Source organism: Methylobacterium indicum (genome assembly GCF_001043895.1).
GTDB classification, from domain to species: Bacteria; Pseudomonadota; Alphaproteobacteria; order Rhizobiales; family Beijerinckiaceae; genus Methylobacterium; species Methylobacterium indicum.
Genome location: NZ_JTHF01000450.1, coordinates 1 through 1,359 on the forward strand (window position 1 = coordinate 1; position 1,359 = coordinate 1,359).

The 1,359-nt window shown below is 70.8% G+C and carries 2 protein-coding genes; both read left to right on the forward strand.

Going from position 1 to position 1,359, the window contains the following annotated elements:
• Positions 1-349: ABC transporter ATP-binding protein C-terminal domain-containing protein (locus QR78_RS31390; protein WP_048431562.1), on the forward strand; the 349-nt coding region annotated here is incomplete at its 5' end.
• Complete coding sequence (locus QR78_RS31395) at positions 330-1,085, forward strand: ABC transporter ATP-binding protein (protein ID WP_202972718.1); 756 nt, start codon at positions 330-332, stop codon at positions 1,083-1,085. The genes QR78_RS31390 and QR78_RS31395, both read left to right, overlap by 20 nt.
• The last annotated feature ends 274 nt before the right edge of the window (positions 1,086-1,359 follow it).

Genomic DNA, 1,359 nt, shown 5'->3' on the forward strand with positions numbered 1-1,359 from the left:
GCGGGCGGTCGGGCTCGACGGCCTCGACGAGGTCCGGGCCGGGCGGCTCCAGCACAGCGAGCTGCGCTTCCTCGAGATCGCCCGCGCGCTGATGCTGCGCCCGGCCTTCCTGCTCCTCGACGAGCCGGCGGCGGGCCTCTCGGCGCTGGAGATCCAGCGCCTCGGCGGCCTGATCCGGGCGGTGGCGGATGCCGGGATCGGCGTGCTCCTCGTCGAGCATCACGCCGACCTGATCTTCGCGATCTGCGACGAGATCACGGTGCTCAATCTCGGCCGGGTGCTCGCCGCCGGCTCGCCCTCGGACATCCGCAACCACAGGGAGGTGGTCAGTGCCTATCTCGGCGCCTGATTCGACGGTTTCGCCGCTCCTCGAGGTACAGAGCCTGGAGGCGGGCTACGGCAAGATCCGGGTGCTCCACGGCGTCGACCTCGTGGTGCGGGAGGGCGAGGTCGTGACGCTCCTCGGCCCCAACGGCGCCGGCAAGTCGACATTGCTGAGGGCGCTGTCGGGCCTGCTGCCGGTCCAGGCCGGCAGCGTCCGGCTCGGAGATACGCTGCTCTCCGGCGCCGGGCCCCGGGCCGCCGTCCGGGCCGGGCTGTCCCACGTCATCGAGGGCCACCGCGTCTTCACCGGACAGAGCGTCCGCGAGAACCTGCTGCTCGCCGCCTACGACCTGCCCCGGGCCGAGCGCGAGGCGCGGATCGACGAGGCCCTGGCCCACTTCCCCGAGATCGCCGCGAAGAGCCACGACAAGGGCGCCTCGCTCTCGGGGGGCCAGCAGCAGATGCTCGCGGTGGCGCAAGGCCTGGTGCAGCGTCCCCGCCTCCTGATGCTCGACGAGCCGTCCGCCGGCCTCTCGCCGGTGCTCGTCGACCGGGTGCTGGAGGTGGTCTCTCGCCTGCGCCGGCAGGGCACCGCGGTGCTGCTGGTCGAGCAGCTGGTCGAGAAGGCGCGGGCCGTCTCCGATCGGGTCTATGCGCTCGCGCAGGGGCGGATCGTGCTCGCCGCCGAGGCGGGCGCACCCGATCTCCACGAGCGATTGGAGCGGGCGTATTTCGGCGGCGGGGGCCCGGCGCATGCCTGACGATTGTCGGCCAAACCGAGGTTTTGCCAGAACGCGATAGGGGACTGAACACGACCACGGGACACGACGGCGGCAGATGTGCGTGCCGGATCGGCGCACGCCCCCTTTCCCGGACGACAGAAGCGTCAGCGGAAGGAGATCCGGGATCCAGCATAGGAAATGCCGCGAAGCGGCTCAACCTGTTGCACCGTCGCAGACAATGAGACGCTTCGCGGCTTTTCGTGCTGGATTCCGGATCTCCTTCCGCTTCGCTTCAGTCGTCCGGAAAAGGGGT